We start from the raw sequence: 17908 nt of genomic DNA, 5'->3' as shown, positions 1-17908 counted from the left end.
TGGATCCTCATCGGGCCGCCCCCGCACGCGTGCGCTCATCGACGAGCTCGGCGATGAGCTCGGCCTCGGCGGCACTCGGCCCTTCGCCGTTGCGCACAAAACTCAGGAACGAGCCGATCAGCTCGGCGTCGGGCACGTCCTTGCGGACGCGCTCGCGGTAGCCGGCGGCCTCGTCGACGGCGACGTTCGCGGGCCGGTGCACCAGATTCGCGCAGTGCGGGAATCGCCGCTGCAGCTTGCGCATGGCGTCGAGCGGGCGCGTGTTGTCGGTGAGCACGGCACTGACCCACTCGTCTTCGTGACGCTCGAGCGCAGGGTCTGCCAGCAACTCGTCGAGCGTGCCGGTCAGCACCGCGAGCGCGCGGGGGACGGGCAGACCGACCCACTCGACGACCGCGGACCCGCTCGCGGAAAGCTCGACCAGCCATGCCCCGCGCGGCTTCCCCGCCTCGCTGAAGGAGTAGTGCAGCGGAGCGCCCGAGTAGCGCACATGATCGGCCAGCGTCGCGCGGCCGTGGATGTGCCCGAGCGCCGCGTAGTCGACCCCGTCGAACGCTGACAGCGGAACGACATCGAGACCGCCCGCGCTGAGATCGCGTTCGGCGTCGCTCGACTCTGCTGCCCCGCCCGCTGCGAAGCAGTGCGACAGCACGACCGAGCGGTGATCGGATTCCTGCGCCGCAGCTCGCACGTTCCCCATCGCGAACCGGAGAGCATCGGCCTGAGTGCGCAGCGTCTCGTCGGGCCACAGGTGCCTGATCAGGGCGGGCTCGAGATAGGGAATGCCGTAGAAGTCGACCGACACCCCGTCGCGCCCGGCGATCGTCACGGGGGTCGCATGCGCAGCCGGCTGCGTGATGATGTGCACGCCGCCGAAGGCCGCGAACTCGGACTGGAAGCCGAGCCGAGCGGGCGAGTCGTGATTGCCGCTCGTGATGACGAGCTCGGCGCCGGCCGAGCGGATGCCGCGCAGAGCCGCCCCGAGCACGCGGAACGCGTCGGCCGACGGTGTCGCCGAGTCGAACACATCGCCCGCCACCGCGACCACATCAACCTCGCGTTCGCGGACGACGTCGACGAGCGCGTCGAGCACCGTGCCGAGCGCGTCGAGGGTCGAATGCCCGTGGAACGTGCGCCCGACGTGCCAGTCGGAGGTGTGCAGGACTCGCATGATGCTCACGCTATCCGTCGCCTCTGACACGCTCGCCAGGGCCGGTGATCATGTGAGTTCTCCTTCGGTGCGCAGTTGCGCGATGAGTGCATGTTTGGGCACGAGCCGGGTCGGCTCCTTTCCGGGCCAGTGGAGCCAGTAGGTGGACACGCGTCGTTCGATGCGGCCGCCCATGTTGTGCAGGTTGAGGTGGTGGAATCGGCAGAGGCTGATGCCGTCTTTCGTCTCGGTCGTGTGGTTCTGGGGGCTCTCGCCCCACGGATTGACGTGATGCGCTTCGGTTGCGTCGGGCGGCAGGGGGCAGCCGGGCATGAGGCACCCGCCGTCGCGGATCGCCATGGCGCGTCTTTGCCGGGTGGAGAAGGTTCGTTCGGCCTTGGTGGCGTCGAGGGCCTGGCCTGTTTCATCAAGCAGCACGCCGGCGATGCTCCCGTCGCACAGCGCGGTGATGAGTTGTGCCCCGGTGAGGGGTTCGGGTTTCCCGTCCAGCCACGCGATGCCGGCCGGAGGTGGCCCGTCACCGGGTGGGGCCGAGGTCTGGCGGGCACGGTCGGCGGTGATCGCGTTCTTCAGGTCGCCGGTGGTGACGGCGATGGTGACCGTGGGGGTGTATTTCCCGAAGACGCCTGAGGCGGTGACCCCGGCGATGAGGAACGCGGTGAAAGCGTCGGCCAGGAGTTGTTCGTTGCTGCGGGCGTCCTGCTGGAGTTCTTCGGCGCGGGCGCGTTCCTCGTCGGTCATGAACCTCGGGCCGCCCAGGCGCGGGGAGAGGTGGCGGAAGATCGGCGTCCAGATCTGGGCGTCGGTGAGCGGGTCGACCAGGAGGTCGTACTTCACCATGCCGTCGCCGCGCACCGACCGCTTCAGGGACCGCCGCTCGTACAGGCGGGTCGCGTTCTGCTGCGCCCAGTCCCGGTCGAGCACGGCGCGTAGGGCCTTCGCCGTTCGTGCGGCGTCTTCGGGGGTGAGCTCGCCCTCCCAGCAGTCGGCGATCAGTCGCAGCACCGCGGCCCGGTAGGCGGGGGTGGAAGCGTCGTCGCGGGGCTTGCCGAGGCCGCCGAGGATCCGGTCGCCGATCTCAGCGCTCAGCCACCCGTTCCTGGTGGCCACCGCGATGGGCGCCGACCAGTCGCCGCCGAGTGCGGAGAGCACGTCGATCGAGCGCGGCTCGGAGCCGATGTCGGAAGCGGCGACGGGCGCGACGGCCTCGGCGGTCTCGAGCATCACCCCGACACGCACCGCTTTCTTCGCATCGCCGAGGGAGGACCCGGTGGCCTTCTGCACGAGCTCGGCGCCCGAGCGGACCCCGGCCTTGCGCGCGAGGGAGTCGGCGCCCAGCTCGTGGGCCGATTTCCGTTCGATGTCGGAGGCCACGAGTGCAATGGACGCATCGACCCGGCGCCGCAGTGCCGACAGTTCACCCAGAAGCGCCAGCTCGTCGGGACCCGACAATCGCGCCACCTCGCTCGCGCACGGCAGTGCGGAGTCGGCCGCGGCGGCCAGCTCGTGCACACGTTCTGCGATCGGGGTCATGACATCACGCTACGACCTGCCCCCGACATTCAACGCCGAACATTCAAATATGTGTACAACCCGCGCAATGCGCCCCTGTGCAGGGGAAGACCAGCGCAAGACCGTCACAGCCGCCCCACACGAAGGCGCAGATAAAGTGACTCTCAACATGAACGCGTGGCAAGGAATCGTCTGGGCGCTGGCACCCACAGTGCTGGTCGGGCTCGTGTTCTGGTGGGTGATGGCCGCGATCGTGCGCGCCGACCGCACAGAGCGCAAGGTGTACGCCAAGATTGAGGCTGAGGAGCGCGCCAAGAGAGGCTTGCCCTCGAAGAACTAGCGAGAACTAGCGCGCCGCCTAGCGAGCTAGCGATGATCTAGCCCGAGGAGCCTGATGAACGCAGGATTTTGGACCTCGGCGATCATCATCTTCGGTCTCGTCGTCGACTTCATCTTCCGCGTCGTCGCGATCATCGTCGTGCCGCGCAATCGCCGCCCCACGAGCGCGACGGCCTGGCTGCTGGCGATCAACTTCCTGCCGTATATCGGCCTTCTGGTCTTCCTGCTGATCGGCTCGTACAAGCTGCCGAAGCACCGCCGCGCGAAGCAGCAGCAGATCAACCAGTTCATCCTCGACCAGACCGAGGGCATGGAGCGCGTGCGCCGCGACCACCCCTGGCCGGGCTGGCTCGAGCAGGTGGTGCACCTCAACAGAAGCCTCGGTGCGATGCCCCTCGTCGGCGGGAACTCCGCGACGCTCATCACCGACTACCAGCGCAGCTTCGACGAGATGATCGCAGCGATCGACGCCGCCGAGCGCTATGTGCACGTCGAGTTCTACATCCTCACCCTCGACCCGACGACGGCGCCCTTCTTCGACGCCCTCGAGCGGGCCGTTCAGCGCGGCGTCACGGTGCGCGTGCTGCTCGACCACATCGCCAGCCTGCGCACGCGCGGCTATCGCTCGACGATCAAGCGGCTGAACGCGATGGGCGCGCGCTGGCAGCTCATGCTGCCGATCCAGATCTTCAGGGGCCGCTACCAGCGCCCCGATCTGCGCAACCACCGCAAGCTCGTCGTCATCGACGGCCAGGTGGGCTTCATGGGCTCGCAGAACATCATCGACCCGGGCTACGACAAGGCGAGCAACCGCCGCCGCGGCCTGCAGTGGAAGGAGCTCGTCGCACGCCTCGACGGCCCCATCGTCTCGGGCCTCAACGCCATCTTCATCACCGACTGGTACGTCGAGACCGACGAGCTGCTCGCCCGCGAGGCCCGCCTCGTCGAGCCGACCTTCATCGCGCCGCCGCGCGAGCAGATCGACTGCCAGCTCGTGCCGAGCGGCCCGGGGTTCCCCCACGAGAACAACCTGCGCCTCTTCCTCGCGCTGCTCTATTACGCGCAGGAGCAGATCATCATCACGAGCCCCTATTTCGTGCCAGACGAGTCGATGCTCAACGCCCTGCTCACCGCCCTGCAGCGCGGTGTGCGGGTCGAGCTCTTCGTGTCAGAGGTAGCCGACCAGTGGCTCGTGTATCACGCACAGCGCTCGTACTACGAGCAGCTCCTCGAGGCCGGTGTCGTGATCTGGATGTATCGCGCACCCACGATCCTGCACGCCAAGCACTTCACGATCGACGACGAAGTCGCCGTCGTGGGGTCCAGCAACATGGACATCCGCTCGTTCCAGCTCAACAGCGAGATCTCGCTCATGGTGCGCGGCAGGCACTTCGTCAGCGAGCTGCGCGAGATCGAGCAGAGCTACCGTGAGAACAGCCGCCAGCTCACCCGCGAGGAATGGGCGAAGCAGCCCATCCGCTCCACCATCGCCGACAATCTCGCCCGGCTCACGAGCGCGCTGCAATAAGGCCGCAACAGCGCGCGGCTAGGTTGAAGGCATGACGGATGCCTCGAGCAACACTCCTGAGGAATACCCGGCGTCGCGCCGCAGCGACACCGTCGAGAGCCTGCACGGGCACGAGATCGCCGACCCCTACCGGTGGCTCGAAGACCCCGACTCTCCCGAGACGCGCGACTGGGTGACCCGGCAGAACGCCTTCACGGAGCGCGTGTTCGCGAACATTCCCGAGCGGGCATATTTCGCCGAGCTGATGACGCGCGTCGTTTCGCGCCCTCGGGCCGGCACGCCGAGCAAGCACGGCGGCCACTACTTCGTGACCCGCAACGACGGCTCGCGGAACCAGGACCAGGTGTTCGTGGCCGAGACCCTTGACGAGCTGCTCGCCGGCGGCCGAGTGGTGCTCGACCCGAACGAGTGGTCGGAAGACGGCACCACGAGCCTGCGCGGTTTCACCGTCAGCCACGATGGTCGCCACCTGAGCTACAACGTCAGCGAGGGTGGCAGCGACTGGGTCGACATCACGACCGTCGACCTCGGAACGGGTGAGCGCGTCGAGGCGCCGATCCAGACCAAGTTCGGCGCAGCGACCTGGCTGCCCGACGGTGCGTCCTTCCTCTATGAAGCGGTGCCGCACGAGGGGCGCGCGACAGGCGATCAGGCGGGTCACGTGAAGACCGGCCTGCTCAAGCTGCACCGCCTGGGCACGCCCGAGCACGACGACCTCACCGTCGTCGACATCCGTGCCGAGTACAAGCAGGCCTTCGTCTGGGCGCAGGTGAGCAGCGACCAGAGGCTCGCCGTCATCGCGCTCGGCAGCGGAACCGACCGCGAGAACCGCCTGTGGTTCGCTCGCATCACGGCCGGCGCCGACGGGCGCAGCGTCGTCGGCGAGCCGCTGCGCGTCTTCGACGAGCCCGACGCGCAGTACTTCTACGTACGCAACGATGGCGACCGCGTCGTGATCCAGACCGACAACGGCGCCGACAACGGCCGCGTCGTCGCATTCGACCTCGCCGAGTTCGAGCGGACGGGAGCACTCGCCCTCGAGGAGGTCGTGCCCGAGGCATCCGACGCCCTGCAATTCGCCGCGGCCGCCGGGGGCGAGCTCATCGTCGGGCGACTCGTCGACGTGCAGCCCGTGCTGACGCGCTATGCGCTCGACGGCGCCGAGCTCGGTCGGGTCGAGCTGCCGGGCGGCTCCATCGTCGGCTGGTGGAGCGACCAGGATTCCGACGAGTGGTTCGTCGGCCTCTCGACCCCGACCGCACCGACCCGCGCCTACCGCGGCAGCGCAGGGGCGGGCGCGCTCCAGCCGCTCGATGCGCTCGTGCCCGCACCCGCGAGCGGCGAGCAGCTCGCGTTCCCCGACGTGCGCATCGAGCGTGCGCGAGCCACCAGCGCGGACGGCACGCAGGTGCCGTACTTCCTGATCACGCCCGAGAACGCCCCGGATGCCCCGAGCCCGACTCTCCTGTGGGGGTACGGCGGCTTCGACATCCCGATCGAGGCGGACTACCGCGCCCTGTTCGCCGGCTGGCTGGCGGCCGGTGGCGTGCTCGTCGCCGCGAACCTGCGCGGCGGTGGCGAGTTCGGGAAGGCGTGGGCCGAGGCGGGGAAGAAGGACCGCAAGCAGAACGTCTTCGACGACTTCATCGCCGTCGGCGACCACCTCGTCGAGACGGGGGTGACGACGCACGAGCAGCTCGCGATCCACGGCCGCAGCAACGGCGGGCTGCTGATCGGCGCGGTCATGACGCAGCGGCCCGATCTGGCGGCCGCCGCGATCCCCGGGGTCGGCGTGCTCGACATCCTGCGCTTCCACAAGTTCACGGCCGGTGCCGCGTGGACGAGCGACTACGGCGACCCTGAAGACCCGCACGACTTCGAGGTCGAGCTCGCCTATTCGCCGCTGCACAACGTGCGCCCGGTCGCCTACCCGCCGACGCTCGTGCTGACGGGCGACCACGATGATCGCGTGGTGCCGGCGCACAGCCACAAGTTCACCGCCACTCTGCAGGCGGCGCAGCAGGCGGCGATCACGGATGCCCCGATCGTGACGCGCATCGAGACGCAGGCCGGCCACGGCGCGGGCAAGCCGCTCGCGATGGTCGCTGCCGAGGCGGCCGACGTGTTGGCCTTCGCGGCACACTTCACGGGGCTGCGGATCCCGCGCTAGCTGTACTGACCTCGACCGTTGTTGACGCGGTCGATGGGTGTTTTTCCTCCGATGCCGAGGTGGGCTCTGTCTAGGTTGTAGTAGTCCAGCCAGGCGGGCAAGGCTGCGGCGCGGTCCTCGTTGGAGGCGAAGGGGCGGCTGTAGGCCCATTCGGTGGCCAGGGTGCGGTTGAGGCGCTCGACTTTGCCGTTTGTCCACGGGCAGTGCGGCTTGATGAACTTCTGGGTGATGCCGTTGTCTGCCAGCGCGCTCTTGAATGCGTTGGAGTGCCGGTACGCGAAGGCGTTGTCGGTGATCACCCGCTGAACCCTCACGCCCAGCTTCGCGTAGAAGGCGATCGCGCGGCGGGCGAATCCGGCGCAGGTCTCGCCCCGCTCGTCGGGGTGGATCTCGGCGTAGGCCACACGGGAGTGGTCGTCGATCGCGGCGTGGATGTAGTCGTAGCCGATGCCGCGGCCGCGCACCTTCTCGCTGCGGCCGTGTGCCCGCCAGCCGCCGCCGTGAGGGATGCGACCGAGCTTCTTCACGTCGATGTGGATCAGCGACCCCGGCCGCTCGTGCTCATAGCGCCTGGCCGACGAGCGCCGCGCGCGGATCGGCTTGCCCGTGACCGGGTCCAGTTCGCGCAGCAGCGCGGTGCCGTGCCGGTTCAGGACCCGGCCGATGGTCGAGGCGTGCATGCCGAGCTTGCGGCCGATGAACACCGGACCCCGACGGGTCAGCTCACGCATGATCCGCACCCGCGTCTCCTGACACGGGCCGGTGCGGTGCGGGCGGCTGTGCGCGACGCTGGAACGGTCCTGCAAGCCCAACAGCCCCTGCTGCTGGAAGCGGCGCCACCACCGCGAGGCGGTCTGGCGCGAGATGCCCATCTCCGCAGCCACATGCGCGGCCGGGCGGCCGGACTGAATGCGCTGGACCATGATCAGGCGGCCGGCCGGAGTCAGCCGGGCATTAGCGTGAGACACGAGAGACCTCCGTGGGTTCGAGCCGGGGAACTAGACAGCTCCAACTCGACCCCGGAGGCCTCTCCTACGTCAACAACGATCCAGGTCAGTACAACTAGCTGTAGTTCCTCGGCATCTCCTCCTCTCTCCCCCCTCGCCTCCTTTCCCCCGAAGTGTGAGTTTGGGCGGCTTGAGCGCGGCGTAGGGGACCCGAACTCACACTTCGGGGGAACCGGAGCTCGGGTAAGAGAGGAGGCACCGAGGAGAGAGGAGGCACCGAGGAGAGAGGAGGCCCGGGGCTACGGGCGCTCGTCTTTGATGTGGATGACCGAGCCGCCGTTCGGCGACGCGACCCGCTCGACCGTGAACAGGCCGATCGCGGCCACGAGGTCGGCGAGCTTCGCGAAGCCCCAGTTGCGCGAGTCGAAGTCGGGCGCCTGGTTGCGAATGAGATTTCCCACGGCCCCGAGATTGGCCCAGCCCTCGTCATCGGATGCATCGCGGATGCCCGTGCGCAACAGGGTCATCAGCCGCGCGTCGCCCCGCAGCGCGTTCTGCGCCGCGGGCTTGGGTGCCGAAGGCGCCGCCCCGTGCTTCGACCGGCCGCCGGTCTTGGCCGCGCCGTCGGCATCGCTCGCCGAGTCGGCCGCCGCCGCAGCCACCGCAGACTCGACCACGTCGAGGTAGACGAAGCGGTTGCAGGCGTTCACGAAGGCCTGCGGCGTCTTGCGCTCGCCGAAGCCGTAGACCGTCGCACCGGACTCGCGCAGCCGCGAGGCGAGCCGCGTGAAGTCGCTGTCCGACGAGACGAGGCAGAACCCGTCGAACCGCCCCGTGTAGAGCAGGTCCATCGCGTCGATGATGAGCGCACTGTCTGTCGCGTTCTTGCCCGCGGTGTAGGCGAACTGCTGCACGGGCTGGATGGCGTGCTCGTTGACGGCGTCCTTCCAGCCCTTGAGCTGCTGGCCGGTCCAGTCGCCGTACATGCGGCGCACCGAGGCGTCGCCGTACTTGCTCACCTCGGCGAGCAGCGCGCCGATGTGCCGGGGCGCCACGTTGTCGGCGTCGATCAGAACGGCGAGGTGCGGCGTCTCCGGCATGCTGCGACCGTACCCCCGTCTACCGCCGCGCCGTGTCGACGAGGCGCTGGATGTACTGCCCGTAGCCGCTCTTGCGCAGCGGCTGCGCCAGCTCCTCGAGCTGGTCGAGGTCGATCCACCCGGCGCGCCAGGCGATCTCCTCGATGCATCCGACCTTGAATCCCTGGCGATCCTCGATCACCTTCACGTACTCGGATGCCTGCATCATCGACTCGAAGGTGCCGGTGTCGAGCCATGCGGTGCCGCGGCGCAGCACCTGCACCTGCAGCTTGCCCGCCGCGAGGTAGCGCTCGTTGACGGTCGAGATCTCGAGCTCGCCGCGCGGGCTCGGCTCGATCGACTTCGCGATCTCGATGACGTCGTTGTCGTAGAAATAGAGACCGGGCACGACGTAGTTCGACTTCGGCTCGGTCGGCTTCTCTTCGATCGACAGCGCGCGGAACTCGGAGTCGAACTCGACGACGCCGTAGCGGCGCGGGTCGCTCACCTCGTAGGCGAAGATCAGGCCGCCGTCGATCTCGGTGTGCTGGCGCAACGCCGTGCCAAGGCCGGCCCCGTGGAAGATGTTGTCGCCGAGAACGAGCGCGACGGATTCGTCGCCGATGAACTCCTCGCCGATGATGAAGGCCTGCGCCAGGCCGTCGGGTGAGGGCTGCACGGCGTACTCGATGCGGATGCCGAGCTGCGAGCCGTCGCCGAGCAGGGCGCGGAACTGCGAGTTGTACTCGGGCGTCGTGATGATCAGGATCTCGTTGATGCCCGCCATCATGAGCGTCGACAGCGGGTAGTAGATCATCGGCTTGTCGTAGATCGGCATCAGCTGCTTCGAGATGCCCTTGGTGATCGGCCACAGGCGCGAACCCGAGCCGCCGGCGAGGATGACTCCGCGCATCGCGTCCCTCCCTACGGCCGGCCGAGCGCCCGGTAGTGCCAGCCCGCGGCGCGCCACTTCTCGGGGTCGAGGCAGTTGCGGCCGTCGAGGATGTTCTTCGCGCCGACGCTCTCGCCGAAGGCGACCGGGTCGAGCTCGCGGAACTGCTTCCACTCGGTCAGCACGACCACGGCGTCGGCGTCGGCCGCAGCCTCTTCCGCCGACGAGGCGAAGTCGAGCTCGGGGTGCTGGCGCTGCGCGTTGGGCACGGCCTCGGGGTCGAACGCGACGACGCGCGCACCCTGTGCGCGCAGCTGCGCGGCGACGTCGAGCGCCGGCGAGTCGCGGATGTCGTCGGAGTCCGGCTTGAACGCGAGGCCGAGCACCGCGACCTTCTTGCCGCGCAGCGAGCCGTCGAGCAGCTCGCGCGTGAGGTCGACGGCGCGGACGCGGCGGCGGATGTTGATGGCGTCGACCTCCTTGAGGAAGGTCAGCGCCTGGTCGGCGCCGAGCTCGCCCGCGCGCGCCTGGAAGGCGCGGATGTCCTTCGGCAGGCATCCGCCACCGAAGCCGAGGCCCGCGTTCAGGAACCGGCGGCCGATGCGCGCGTCGTAGCCGATCGCGTCGGCGATCTTGGTGACATCGGCGCCCGTCACATCGGCGACCTCGGCGATCGCGTTGATGAACGAGATCTTGGTGGCGAGGAACGCGTTGGCCGAGACCTTGACCAGCTCGGCGGTCTCGTAGCCGGTCACGACGAGCGGGGTGTCGTTGCCGAGGGCGACGGCGTAGATCTCGTCGAGCACCGCCTTGGCCTTCTCGCCTGCCTCGCCGTCGGGCACGCCGTAGACGAGGCGGTCGGGGCGCAGCGTGTCTTCGACGGCGAAGCCCTCGCGCAGGAACTCGGGGTTCCAGGCGAGCTCGGCCTCGGGCTGCGCGGCCTTCACGATCTCGGCCAGGCGGCGGGCGGTACCGACCGGGACGGTCGACTTGCCGATCACGAGGTCGCCGGGCTTGAGGTACTGCGCGAGCGAGGTCGCCGCGGCGTCGACATAGGTCATGTCGGCCGCGTACTCGCCCTTCTTCTGCGGCGTGCCGACGGCGATGAAATGCGCGTCGTAGCCGGCCGCCTGAGAGAAGTCGGTCGTGAACTTGAGCCGCCCCGTCGCGCTCGCGGAAGCCAGCAGCTCAGGCAGACCGGGCTCGAAGAACGGCGCGCGACCGGCCGACAGCGCCTCGATCTTGGCCTGGTCGACGTCGATGCCGAGCACTTCGTGGCCGAGTTCCGCCATGCAGGCGGCGTGGACGGCGCCGAGGTAGCCGCAGCCGATGACCGTGATGCGCACGATGCTTCTCTCTTTCAGTCGTGGGGCGGTGTCAGTCGTGGGACAGGTAGTCGTCGAGGGCGACGAGATGGTCGCGCGGGGTGAAGCCGGTCGCCTCGATCTTGTCGAGGGGCAGCACGCTGTTGAGCGGTCGCGGAGCCGCCGATTTGCCGGAGAAGTACTCGTCGGTCGTGACCGCTCGCACGCGCGCCGGCTCGGCGCCGACGGCCGCGAACACGCGCCGGGCGACCGCGGCCCAGCTTAGCGGCGCCCCCGAACCGGTCAGGTTGTAGGTGCCGTAGGCGGCCCCCGAGTCGACGAGGTGCCGGATGCCGGCCGCAAGGTCGCTCGTGAAGCTGAGCCGCCCGACCTGGTCGTCGACGACGGCGGGGTCGACGCCGCGCCCGGCGAGGCCCTTCATGGTGCGCACGAAGTTGGGCCCGTCGCCGATCACCCAGCTGGTGCGCACGACGTAGTGGCGCGGCACGGTGGCGACGATCGCGTCGCCCGCCGCCTTGCTCTGGCCGTAGACGCCGAGGGGGCTGAACGGCTCGTCTTCGGGGTGGCCGTCGGCAGTGCCGTCGAAGACGTAATCGGTCGACACGTGCACGAGCGTGATGCCGTTCGCCGTGGCGACGCGGGCGAGCGCCGCGACGCCGGTGGCGTTCGCCGCCCAGGCGGCGCGGCGCCCGGCATCCGTCTCGGCCTCGTCGACGCGCGTGTATGCCGCGGCGTTCACGATGAGGCCGTAGTCGCGCCACGGCCTGGCCGTCTCGACGCCGGGGGAGGCGAGGTCGAGCGCGGCGCGGTCGGCGAACTCGGCGCCCGGGTAGACCTCGCGCAGCGCCCGCCCCAGCTGCCCGTTCGCGCCGAGCACGAGGGTCTTGCGCGGCGGCATCGGCCGCACCTCCGCGAGGCGCGGGTGCGCCTTGTCCTTGTCGCTCAGCACGGCCTCATCGAGCGGGATCGGCCAGTCGATCGCGACCGTCTCGTCGGCGAGGTTGACGAAGGTGTACTTCGCGCCGGCATCCGGCGACCAGTGGTCGTTCACGAGGTACGAGTAGACGGTGCCGGGCTCGAGCGTCTGATACGAGTTGCCGACGCCTCGCGGGACGAACACGGCGACCGACGGGTCGATCTCGATCGTGAAGACCGAGCCGAAGCTCGGCCCCTCGCGCAGGTCGACCCACGCAGCGAACACCCGCCCGTGCACGACCGAGACGAACTTGTCCCACGGCTCCGCGTGGATGCCGCGGGTGACGCCCACCTCGTCGTTGAACGAGACGTTGTTCTGCACGGGCCCGAAATCGGGCAGGCCGACGGCGAGCATCTTCTCGCGCTGCCAGTTCTCTTTGAACCAGCCGCGGTTGTCGCCGAGCACCGGCAGATCGAGCACGAGCAGGCCGGGAATCGGGGTCTCGTGCAGCGCGAGCGGCTTCGGGGGCATCGCTGGGGAGTCTATCTAGGGTCGATCAAGGGCGAGTTACCGTCGCGTGACAGGCGCCGCCCGGCGTCACTGGCCCTGTGCGACGTACTTCGCCTCGGTCGCGGCCTTCTGCGGCATCCACCACGCCTCATTGGCCCGGTACCAGTCGATGGTCGCGGCGAGCCCCGCCTCGAAGTCCTGGAACTCGGGCCGCCACCCGAGCTCGGTGCGCAGCTTGGTCGAGTCGATCGCGTAGCGCAGGTCGTGCCCTGCGCGGTCGACGACGTGGTCGTAGGCATCCGTCGGCTGCCCGGTGAGCTTCAGGATCAGCTCGACCACCGACTTGTTGTCCTTCTCGCCGTCGGCGCCGATGAGATAGGTCTCGCCGATCACGCCCTTCTCGACGATGGTCAGCACGGCGCTCGAGTGGTCGTTCGCGTGGATCCAGTCGCGCACGTTGAGGCCCGCGCCGTAGAGCTTGGGCCGCTCGCCGGTGAGCACATTGGTGATCTGGCGCGGAATGAACTTCTCGACGTGCTGATAGGGCCCGTAGTTGTTCGAGCAGTTCGAGATGGTCGCCTGCACGCCGAAGCTGCGCACCCAGGCGCGCACGAGCAGGTCGCTGCCGGCCTTGGTCGACGAGTAGGGCGAGCTCGGGTTGTAGGGCGTCTGCTCGGTGAAGCGCTGCGGGTCGTCGAGCTCGAGATCGCCGTAGACCTCGTCGGTCGAGATGTGGTGGTAGCGCACCCCGTGCTTGCGCACCGCCTCGAGCAGCGTGAACGTGCCGACCAGGTTCGTGTCGACGAACGGGCGCGGGTCGTGCAGCGAGTTGTCGTTGTGGCTCTCGGCCGCGTAGTGGACGACGACATCGGATGCCTCGACCAGCGGATCCACGACGGAGGCATCGGCGATGTCGCCCTTGACGAAGCGGAACCGGCTCTCGGGCAGACCCGCGAGGCTCGCGAGGTTCCCGGCGTAGGTCAGCTTGTCCAGAACGGTGACGTGGTCGTCGGTGTTCTCGATCAGGTAGTGGACGAAGTTCGAGCCGATGAAGCCGGCGCCACCGGTGACGAGGACTCTGCGCATGCGCACCAGGCTAGCGGGAGGCTCCTGCGGCCCGGGGAGGGCGGCCGACCCGTGAGCACGGCAACGGCCTACTGTCTTCGCGGCGTGAGGCGCACGGTCGGCAGCACGGGAGCCGGCAGCGGCCCCTCCCCGCGCGACTCGGGCACGAAGCCGAACCGGCCGCCTGGCGACCGCGGCCCGTCGATGGCCTGCTGCTGCCAGTCCTCGCGGGCGCGCACGATGTCGTCGTGGCTGCGACCCACGAAGTTCCACCACATCACGATCGGCTCGCCGAGCGGTTCACCGCCGAGCAGCAGCAGGCGCGTCGCGGCGGTCGCATAGATGCGGACCCGGGTGCGGCCCGGCTCGAGATAGCCGAGCTCGCGCTCCGCGAGCGGAGCCCCGTCGAGTTCGACGCGCCCCTGGTCGACCAGGACTCCGTGCTCGAAGGCGGGGTCGAGGCCCAGATCGAGCTCCGCGCCGCACGGCAGCTCGAGCTGCGCGCCGAGAAGAGGCGAGTGCACGCCGGCCTGGGCGGCGTGCTCCGGGTGGTCGCGCAGCGCGCCGATGAACACGTGGGTGCGCACCGCTGCGCCGGCATCCGTGCTCAGCTCGAACGGCTCGGGCTCGGTGTGCTCGAACGACGGGGCGCGGTCGCGCGCGGCATCCGGCAGCATCAGCCACAGCTGCACGCCGTGCAGCACGGCCGTCTGGGGCGTCGAGTACTCCGTGTGCGAGATGCCATGGCCGGCCGTCATGAGGTTCAGCTCGCCGGGCCGCACGAGGGCGTCCGACCCGACCGAGTCGCGGTGCCGGATCTCGCCGCGGAACAGCCACGACACGGTCTGAAGGCCGATGTGCGGGTGCGGCGGCACCGACATGCCCCCGGTGGCCGACACATCGTCGGGGCCGTAGTGGTCGAGGAAGCACCAGGCGCCGATCGTCGAGCGGCGGCGCTGCGGCAGCGTGCGGTGCACGGTCATCGCGCGCGGGCCGCCGAGCGGCACCTCACGCGGCTGGAGCACCACCATGGGCGCTGCGGATTCCCCGGCCGCACGGCAGTCGCCGAGCAACTCGGTCGGGTCGAGCTCGAGGTTGCTCACGCGTGCGAGCCTACGGCGTTCGGACACCTGCGCCCCTCTACGATGTTGCGCATGCGCAGCCCCCGCCCCCGCTTGATGAAGGGATTCGCCGCGCTCGCCGCGGCGGGTCTTCTGCTCGCGGGCTGCGCGCAGCAGGCATCCGTCTCGCCCGACCCGGTCGAGCACTACAAGGGCGAGCCGAAAGGCGTCACCGCGCCGGCGTCGAGCGCCGGCGGCGCGCCCTGGGCGGTGTGGATGGACAAGGCGGGCGACGAGTTCGCCGTCACCCTGTACGGCTCGGCCGACTGCCCGCCGTACGCGACCGGCTACAAGGTCACGGCGCCCGATCAGATCACCATGAAGCTGAAGAAGGCGGCGGGCGACTGCCCCGACGGCTACATGCCGTTCACGACCGTCTTCCAGACCCCGCCGAACCTCGACCGCGAGGTGACGATCCAGTTCACGGCCCAGCAGACGCACTTCTACCTCGCGCCGATCAAGAAGAAGAAGTAGCTCCCGCTGGTCGACTCGGCGAAGCCGAATGGAGACCCGATCACGCCTGGGGCGAACAGGGGCATGCATCCCCTGACCCCCTGGTTACTCTCGATGTAACGCGGCTGCCAGCCCAGTCGTGACGAGAGGTGACTAATGTTCGAGAGGTTCACGGACCGGGCCCGCCGGGTCGTCGTCTTGGCTCAAGAAGAGGCCAAGATGCTCAACCACAACTACATCGGCACCGAGCACATCCTGCTCGGGCTGATCCACGAGGGCGAGGGCGTCGCCGCCAAGGCCCTCGAGTCCCTTGGTATCTCCCTTGACGCGGTGCGCGAGCAGGTGCAGGACATCATCGGCCAGGGTCAGCAGCAGCCGACCGGCCACATCCCCTTCACCCCGCGTGCGAAGAAGGTGCTTGAGCTGTCTCTGCGCGAGGCGCTGCAGCTCGGCCATAACTACATCGGCACCGAGCACATCCTGCTCGGCCTGATCCGCGAGGGCGAGGGTGTCGCAGCCCAGGTCCTCGTGAAGCTCGGGGCAGACCTGAACCGGGTGCGCCAGCAGGTCATCCAGCTCCTGTCCGGCTATCAGGGCAAGGAGCAGGTGCAGGTCGGCGGTGCGAACGAGCAGCAGCAGGCGCAGGCCGGCTCGCAGATCCTCGACCAGTTCGGCCGCAACCTGACGCAGGCCGCGCGCGAGGGCAAGCTCGACCCGGTGATCGGGCGCGAGAAGGAGATCGAGCGCGTGATGCAGATCCTGTCGCGCCGCTCGAAGAACAACCCCGTGCTGATCGGCGAGCCCGGCGTCGGCAAGACCGCCGTCGTCGAGGGTCTCGCCCAGGCGATCGTGCGCGGCGACGTTCCCGAGACGCTGAAGGACAAGCAGCTCTACACGCTCGACCTCGGGTCGCTCATCGCCGGTTCCCGCTACCGCGGTGACTTCGAAGAGCGCCTGAAGAAGGTCACGAAGGAGATCCGCACCCGCGGCGACATCATCACCTTCATCGACGAGATCCACACGCTCGTCGGCGCGGGTGCCGCAGAGGGCGCGATCGACGCAGCGTCGATCCTCAAGCCGCTGCTCGCCCGCGGCGAGCTGCAGACGATCGGCGCGACCACGCTCGACGAGTACCGCAAGCACTTCGAGAAGGATGCCGCGCTCGAGCGCCGCTTCCAGCCGATCCAGGTCGCCGAGCCGTCGCTGCCCCACGCGATCAACATCCTGAAGGGGCTGCGTGACCGCTACGAGGCGCACCACAAGGTGTCCATCACCGATGGCGCGATCGTCGCCGCGGCGAACCTGAGCGACCGCTACATCAGTGACCGCTTCCTTCCCGACAAGGCGATCGACCTGATCGACGAGGCCGGCGCCCGCCTGCGCCTGTCGATCCTGTCGGCTCCGCCTGAGCTGCGCGAGTTCGACGAGAAGATCGCCGGCGTTCGTGAGAAGAAGGAAGCCGCCATCGAGGACCAGGACTTCGAGAAGGCCGCCTCGCTGCGCGACGAGGAGAAGAACCTCCTCGGCGAGCGGCTGCGCCTCGAGAAGCAGTGGAAGTCGGGCGACGTCAAGACGACCGCAGAGGTCGACGAGGGCCTGATCGCCGAGGTGCTCGCGCAGGCGACGGGCATCCCCGTCTTCAAGCTCACGGAAGAGGAGTCCTCGCGCCTTGTCTTCATGGAGAAGGCGCTGCACGAGCGCGTCATCGGCCAGGAAGAGGCCATCTCGGCCCTTGCCAAGACGATCCGCCGCACGCGCGCCGGCCTCAAGGACCCGCACCGCCCGTCGGGCTCGTTCATCTTCGCCGGCCCCACGGGCGTCGGTAAGACCGAGCTCGCCAAGGCGCTCGCCGAGTTCCTCTTCGACGACGAGTCGGCGATGATCTCGCTCGACATGTCCGAGTACGGCGAGAAGCACACCGTCTCGCGGCTGTTCGGCGCCCCTCCCGGGTTCGTCGGCTTCGAAGAGGGCGGCCAGCTCACCGAGAAGGTGCGCCGCAAGCCGTTCTCGGTCGTGCTCTTCGACGAGATCGAGAAGGCGCACCCCGACATCTTCAACTCGCTGCTGCAGATCCTTGAAGAGGGCCGCCTGACCGACGGCCAGGGCCGTGTGGTCGACTTCAAGAACACGGTCATCATCATGACGACCAACCTCGGCACCGCAGCGATCTCGGGCGGTCCCGTCGGCTTCCAGGCCGAGGGCGACACCGGCCAGTCCAGCGAGTACGACCGTATGCGCGGCAAGGTGATGGAGGAGCTGAAGAAGAACTTCAAGCCCGAGTTCCTGAACCGTGTCGACGACATCATCGTGTTCCCGCAGCTGACCAAGCCCGAGCTGCGCCAGATCGTCGACCTGTTCATCAAGCGCCTCGGCACGCGCATGCTCGATCGCGACCTGACCGTCGAGATCACGGATGCCGCGAAGGACCGCCTCATTGAGATCGGCTTCGACCCGTCGCTCGGCGCCCGGCCGCTGCGCCGCGCCGTGCAGCGCGAGGTCGAGGACCGGCTCTCCGAGAAGATCCTCGCGGGCGAGCTCAACGCGGGCGACCACGTGCTGGTCGACTTCGAGTCGGGCGATTTCACCTTCGGCATCGCGCCGCGCGGTGAGAAGGTCGGCAGCATCGCAGGCGGCGGCTCGCACGTCGCCGGCGGTGTCACCCCTGACCTCGCGATCACCTCGGACTAGCTGTCCGGTTCGACGGGCCCTTCCTGCTTCGGCAGGAGGGGCCCTTCGTCGTGCACGCACCCATTGCGCTGCTCGGATCCGCTTCGCGCTGCTCGGATCCGGGCAGCGTCGGGCGGATCCGAGCAGCGCGACCGCGGGTGGGCGACCGCGGGCGGCACGCCGCGTGAGCGGCGTGAAAGCGGCACGACAGTC

At 69.0% G+C, this 17908-nt stretch carries 14 protein-coding genes; 5 read left to right on the top strand and 9 right to left on the bottom strand.

The genetic code is table 11. The features are described from left to right. Positions 1–7 precede the first annotated feature (7 nt). Both ABD716_RS10885 and ABD716_RS10880 read right to left on the bottom strand, forming a co-directional pair. Entirely contained in the window at positions 8–1171 is a 1164-nt protein-coding gene (locus ABD716_RS10885; RefSeq protein ID WP_344776720.1) for an exonuclease SbcCD subunit D, read from the bottom strand. A 48-nt stretch (positions 1172–1219) separates the two neighbouring features. After that, on the bottom strand, positions 1220–2704 hold the full coding sequence (locus ABD716_RS10880) for an HNH endonuclease signature motif containing protein (RefSeq protein ID WP_344776718.1): 1485 nt from the start codon (positions 2702–2704) through the stop codon (positions 1220–1222). On the opposite strand from ABD716_RS10880, the gene ABD716_RS10875 reads away from it, so the two are divergent. Genes ABD716_RS10875 through ABD716_RS10865 form a run of 3 tightly spaced genes read left to right on the top strand, consistent with a single transcriptional unit; the run spans position 2703 to position 6720 of the window. Further along, positions 2703–3023, top strand: a complete 321-nt coding sequence (locus ABD716_RS10875) for a hypothetical protein (protein WP_344776716.1) — start codon at positions 2703–2705, stop codon at positions 3021–3023. The two genes, ABD716_RS10880 and ABD716_RS10875, sit on opposite strands and share 2 nt — an antisense overlap. Positions 3024–3077: 54 nt before the next feature. Beyond that, positions 3078–4550 (top strand): cardiolipin synthase, encoded by a 1473-nt coding sequence (gene cls / locus ABD716_RS10870; RefSeq protein ID WP_344776714.1) that lies wholly within the window; start codon positions 3078–3080, stop codon positions 4548–4550. A 31-nt stretch (positions 4551–4581) separates the two neighbouring features. Continuing rightward, on the top strand, positions 4582–6720 hold the full coding sequence (locus tag ABD716_RS10865) for a prolyl oligopeptidase family serine peptidase (RefSeq protein WP_344776712.1): 2139 nt from the start codon (positions 4582–4584) through the stop codon (positions 6718–6720). Here the strand turns inward: ABD716_RS10865 and ABD716_RS10860 are convergent. From ABD716_RS10860 to ABD716_RS10830, 7 genes are all read right to left on the bottom strand, one after another. Continuing rightward, positions 6717–7688 carry an IS481 family transposase gene (locus ABD716_RS10860; protein ID WP_344776710.1) on the bottom strand — a complete coding sequence of 324 codons (972 nt, stop codon included), beginning with the start codon at positions 7686–7688 and terminating at the stop codon, positions 6717–6719. The genes ABD716_RS10865 and ABD716_RS10860 overlap by 4 nt on opposite strands. A gap of 278 nt (positions 7689–7966) precedes the next feature. Then, positions 7967–8767 (bottom strand): NYN domain-containing protein, encoded by an 801-nt coding sequence (locus ABD716_RS10855; RefSeq protein WP_344776708.1) that lies wholly within the window; start codon positions 8765–8767, stop codon positions 7967–7969. Between the two features lie 19 nt (positions 8768–8786). Next, positions 8787–9659, bottom strand: coding sequence for a glucose-1-phosphate thymidylyltransferase RfbA (rfbA, locus tag ABD716_RS10850; RefSeq protein WP_344776706.1), 873 nt, complete (start codon positions 9657–9659; stop codon positions 8787–8789). Between the two features lie 11 nt (positions 9660–9670). Continuing rightward, positions 9671–10984, bottom strand: a complete 1314-nt coding sequence (locus tag ABD716_RS10845; RefSeq protein WP_344776704.1) for a UDP-glucose dehydrogenase family protein — start codon at positions 10982–10984, stop codon at positions 9671–9673. Positions 10985–11015: 31 nt separating this feature from the next. Continuing rightward, the gene (locus tag ABD716_RS10840) at positions 11016–12410 is read right to left on the bottom strand and encodes a sugar nucleotide-binding protein (protein ID WP_344776702.1); all 1395 of its coding nucleotides are present in this window, start codon (positions 12408–12410) and stop codon (positions 11016–11018) included. Between the two features lie 66 nt (positions 12411–12476). Then, positions 12477–13475: a dTDP-glucose 4,6-dehydratase gene (rfbB, locus tag ABD716_RS10835; protein ID WP_344776700.1), complete on the bottom strand. Its 999-nt coding sequence runs from the start codon at positions 13473–13475 to the stop codon at positions 12477–12479. 68 nt (positions 13476–13543) lie between these two features. Beyond that, positions 13544–14557: a pirin family protein gene (locus ABD716_RS10830; protein ID WP_344776698.1), complete on the bottom strand. Its 1014-nt coding sequence runs from the start codon at positions 14555–14557 to the stop codon at positions 13544–13546. Between the two features lie 51 nt (positions 14558–14608). Between ABD716_RS10830 and ABD716_RS10825 the strand changes: the two genes are divergently transcribed. Continuing rightward, positions 14609–15049, top strand: coding sequence for a hypothetical protein (locus ABD716_RS10825; RefSeq protein WP_344776696.1), 441 nt, complete (start codon positions 14609–14611; stop codon positions 15047–15049). Between the two features lie 135 nt (positions 15050–15184). Further along, a complete protein-coding gene (locus tag ABD716_RS10820; RefSeq protein WP_344776694.1) occupies positions 15185–17716 on the top strand; it encodes an ATP-dependent Clp protease ATP-binding subunit in 2532 nt (843 codons plus the stop codon). Positions 17717–17908: the final 192 nt, after the last annotated feature.

This window comes from Gryllotalpicola kribbensis (assembly GCF_039538245.1).
GTDB lineage: Bacteria > Actinomycetota > Actinomycetes > Actinomycetales > Microbacteriaceae > Gryllotalpicola > Gryllotalpicola kribbensis.
The sequence above is the reverse complement of the archived record's forward strand: the minus strand, read 5'-3'. Positions and strand labels throughout refer to the sequence as shown.